Source organism: Arthrobacter sp. SPG23, from assembly GCF_000876655.1.
Classification (GTDB): domain Bacteria; phylum Actinomycetota; class Actinomycetes; order Actinomycetales; family Micrococcaceae; genus Arthrobacter.
The window spans coordinates 1-4,323 of record NZ_JYCN01000027.1; the positions used below are offsets into that span (position 1 = coordinate 1).

At 69.5% G+C, this 4,323-nt stretch carries 5 protein-coding genes; all 5 read left to right on the forward strand.

Features of this window, described 5'->3' with window-relative positions; translation table 11 throughout:
• A partial coding sequence (locus TV39_RS22295) for a hypothetical protein (protein WP_043484818.1) occupies positions 1 to 423 on the forward strand: 423 nt, incomplete at its 5' end.
• A 48-nt stretch (positions 424 to 471) separates the two neighbouring features.
• Complete coding sequence (locus TV39_RS19195) at positions 472 to 1,083, forward strand: hypothetical protein (RefSeq protein WP_043484819.1); 612 nt, start codon at positions 472 to 474, stop codon at positions 1,081 to 1,083.
• 78 nt (positions 1,084 to 1,161) lie between these two features.
• Entirely contained in the window at positions 1,162 to 1,764 is a 603-nt protein-coding gene (locus tag TV39_RS19200; protein WP_043484821.1) for a copper chaperone PCu(A)C, read from the forward strand.
• Complete coding sequence (locus TV39_RS19205; protein WP_082049899.1) at positions 1,761 to 3,041, forward strand: Dyp-type peroxidase; 1,281 nt, start codon at positions 1,761 to 1,763, stop codon at positions 3,039 to 3,041. The genes TV39_RS19200 and TV39_RS19205 overlap by 4 nt, the downstream gene beginning before the upstream one ends.
• Before the next feature lie 376 nt (positions 3,042 to 3,417).
• A partial coding sequence (locus TV39_RS19210; protein ID WP_043484823.1) for an ABC transporter substrate-binding protein occupies positions 3,418 to 4,323 on the forward strand: 906 nt, incomplete at its 3' end.

Here is a 4,323-nt window from a genome sequence, read left to right on the forward strand (position 1 = left end):
ACGGCCATCGCCGCGGCCGGCCTCGCCGCCGTCTTCCTCGTGTCCGCCAACGGCATGATTGCCGGTGGCGGCACCGACTGGGCGGGCTACGCCCTGGTAGCTGCTGGTTCGATCCTGGCCGGCTTCCTGGTTGGCAGCTACGTGAACGCACCGATTGGTGCGGCGGCCACCCTGTGCGATCTGCGCTGGCCCGTCCTGGGCCTCTTCGGCGCGGTGTGGGCGAGCTCGGCGAGGGAGGCCCTGCCGTCAGTCCAGATCGCCGTCGGCCTGCTGACCGTGGGGGTCATGGCGTGGGCCCTGCACGGCCGGCTGGAGCTGGAACGCAAGGTGACGCGCGGCCGCAGCGGATCGGAAGATCCCGACGTCGACGCCTGCACCGACTGCCGCCCGCTGTTTCCCGCCAAGCCGCGGCCGCAGGACTGACGGCGCATCTTCGACAACTTGTAGAATTACCCGGAGCGAGGAGGAACAATGACGGCACGCGGCCTGCGCCTTGTACGCGGCTGGATCGGCGCCGTCGTGGCCACCTCCATCGCCGCCGGATCGCATCTCGCGGCAGGCGGGAACGCCCCCGACCTTCCGTTGCTGCTGCTGGCACTGGCCCTGTCCGGACTGGTGTGTACCGCACTGACGGGCCGCGGACTGTCCCTGTGGCGGCTCTCCTTCGGCGTAGTCCTGAGCCAGGGCCTTTTCCACTGGCTCTTCAGCGGGGCAGCGGCTGCGCACGGGTCCGGCGCTACGGACCGCGGCCACCTGGCCCACTTGTCCGTGCTGGAACCTGCCACCGGCACGATCTTCTCCTCCGCGACGGACCACGCCTCGCCGCTGATGTGGCTGGGACACGCTGGTGCCGCTGCCCTGACCGTGGCCGTCCTCCGCCACGGCGAGACCGCCGTCGTGCGGCTGGTGCGGGCCATGCGCCTGCGCGTGACGGCCTTGCTCCCGCTTTTCCGTCCTTTGCCGGTACGCCCGGCCGCCCGGGCACTGCCTGCCAACCGTCCGGTCAGGCCGCTGCGCAACCTCGGCGCGCCCTTGCTGGTGATGCGCCACCGCGGGCCGCCCCTGGCTCCGCCTGCGTCCTAGCCGCCTTTCACCACAGCCAATAAACACCTTTCCGCGCCGGCCCGCTACGGCCGCCCGCGACCATTCAGGAGCTCCGCCATGTCCAAAAAACTTGTCTACCCCGCCCTTTCCCTTCTCGCCGCCGCGTCCCTGGCGCTGACGGGCTGTGCTCCGCCGGCGTCCACGCCGGCACCGGCTGCCGCCGCAACCGCCCCGGCCAAAGCGGCCGCCGCGCTGGCCGTCAGCCAGCCGTGGGTCAAAGCCGCCGCATCCGGCATGACCGGAGGCTTCGGCGTCCTTAAGAACACCTCCGATGCCGACATCACCGTCACCGGCGCCTCCACCGCGGCGGCCCGGACGGTCGAGCTGCACGAAACAGCCATGGGAGCCGACGGCGCCATGCGGATGCAGGCCAAGCAGGGCGGTTTTGTGATCCCGGCCCGCGGCGAACTGAAACTGGAGCCGGGCGCCAACCACCTCATGCTGATGGGGCTTACCGCGCCGGTCACCGCCGGCGCTGACGTCACCTTCACCCTGGAGCTGGCCGGCGGCGGCAGCTTCGACTTCACCGCCGTGGCGAAGGACTTCAGCGGCGCCAACGAGAGCTACGTCGAAGAAGAAGGGGGCGCGGGCATGTCCCACGGCCAGCCCTCCAGCACCGGGAGCGCACCCGGTTCCGCACCGTCGTCGACCTCAAAATGAGCGCCGGGGACCAGCGGCCCGCGGGTGCAACCGCGGACAGTGACGAGACGGGTGCACCGCGGAAACTGCCGCGGCGCGGACTGCTCTTCGGCGGTGCCGCCGCGGGGCTGGGGGCCCTGGCCGCAGCCGGCGCCCACCTCTCCGGTGCAGGAATTCAACAGGCGGCGAACACCGCGGCGGCTGACCCCGCAGACAACGTCCACGGCGGCGGGGTTGTTGCGTTCTACGGCGACCGCCAGGCGGGAATTACGACGGCGGCGCAGGCCCACGGCGTTTTCGTCGCCCTTGATTTGCGGCCCGGTACGACGCGCTCCGGTGTGAGGGCGCTGCTGCGGCTGCTCAGCGACGACGCCGCGAACCTTTGCGCGGGACAACAGGCACTGGCCGACACGGAGGGCGAACTGGCCCGGGTGCCGGCCCGGCTGACGGTGACGTTCGGTTTCGGACCGGGACTGGTTGCGGCGGTGGACCCCGCACGGGCCCCGGGCTGGCTGCAGCCGCTGCCGGCCTTCAGTGTCGACCGGCTCCGGCCCGAATTTTCCCACGGTGATCTGTTGCTTCAGATCTGTGCGGACGATCCGTTGACCGTGGCGCATGCCCAGCGGATGCTCCTCAAGGACAGCCGGAGCTTCGCGACCGTCCGCTGGGTGCAGACCGGTTTCCGGCGTGCGTATGGCAGCGAGAAGTCCGGGACCACCATGCGGAACCTTTTCGGCCAGGTGGACGGGACCTCGAACCCGGCGCCGGACAGTACGGACCACGAGCACGTGGTCTGGGGCGGAGGGGATATTCGCCCGTGGGTGGATAACGGCACCTCGGTGGTCATCCGCCGGATCGCGATGAACCTGGACAAGTGGGACGAGGTGGACCGCGTCGGCCGGGAGGAATCCATGGGCCGCCGGCTGTCCAACGGCGCACCGCTGACCGGCACCCGGGAGCACGACGAGCCGGACTTCAAAGTAGTCTCCAAACTCGGGTTCCCGGTGATTTCGGACGTCTCCCACCTGCGCCGGGCCCGGCCCGAGGACAGTTCCCAGCGGATCTTCCGGCGGGCGTACAACTACGACGCCGCACCGGGCGCCGGTGGCGTTTCGGACTCGGGGCTGATCTTCGTGTCCTTCCAGGCCGACGTCGACAGGCAGTTCACTCCCATCCAGCGCCGGCTGGATGAGATGGACATGCTCAATCAGTGGACGACGCCGGTGGGCTCAGCTGTGTTCGCCATCCCGCCGGGCTGCCGTGAGGGAGGTTTCGTCGGCGAGGGCATGTTCGCCTGATGCCAGTCCGTAGGCAGTTACGCGGTGCGCCGTTCGAGAAACCTCACGACGGCGGCCGTTACCTTACGTGACGCCCGGTGACTTTTTGGCGCTCGGGGCCTGCACCTTGCGGGGTTTGGATGACGCCGCGAGTCACCCTGTGAACGCGGGTGAACGCCGGCGTCGCGGACCGTTGTAAGTGCCGCCGGACGGACCGTAATCTCAGTCCAAGCGCTGGGACCGGGGCACCGGACAAGCTCCACAAGAGCAACAGGCCCGGCTGCCGGCCCATGACGGAGGGCGGCAGGAATGCCGCCTCGAGCCTCCGTCCTCCATCCCCGACTGCTGCCCGGCGGCAGGTCCTTTGAGGGCGCGCCGCAATCGTGAAGGAATCCCCATGTCATCGCATCAAAACCCAGAAGGATCCACCCGCATCGTGGCGGGCCAAAGCACCAAGCCCCAAAACTCCGCAGCCAAGCGTAAGCGCGCCCTCGGAATCGGCATCGCCGCGGGCCTCGTCGCCCTGATAGCCGGCGGCGCGGCAGTGGCGTCGAATCTCAACCGAAGCCCCGAGGCGCAGCCCGCGGCCGCAGCTGCCGCCGGCACGCCTGCTGCTGAGTTGAAACTGGGCTATTTCGGCAACGTCACCCACGCCGCGGCCCTGGTGGGCGTGAAGGAAGGCTTCATTGCCAAGAGCCTGGGCGATACAAAGCTCAGCACGCAGGTATTCAACGCCGGTCCGGCCGCGATCGAAGCCCTGAACGCCGGTGCCATCGATGCCACGTACATCGGCCCGAACCCGGCGATCAATTCGTTCGTGAAGAGCAAGGGCGAGTCCGTCAGCATCATCGCCGGTGCCGCGGCCGGCGGGGCGCAGCTGGTGGTGAAGCCGGAGATTGCCGCTGCGGCGGATCTGAAGGGCAAGACCCTGTCCACGCCGCAGCTCGGCGGGACCCAGGATGTGGCGCTGCGGGCGTGGCTGGCCAGCCAGGGGTACAAGACCGGCACGGACGGCAGCGGGGACGTGGCGATCAACCCCACCGAGAACGCGCAGACCCTGAAGCTGTTCCAGGACGGCAAGCTCGACGGCGCGTGGCTGCCCGAGCCCTGGGCGTCCCGGCTGGTGCTGCAGGCCGGCGCGAAGGTCCTGGTGGACGAGAAGGATCTGTGGGACGGGTCGCTGACGGGCAAGCCGGGCGAGTTCCCCACCACCATCCTGATCGTTAGCAAGAAGTTCGCCGCGGACCACCCGGACACCGTCAAAGCCCTGCTGAAGGGCCACGCCGAGTCCGTGGCCTGGCTC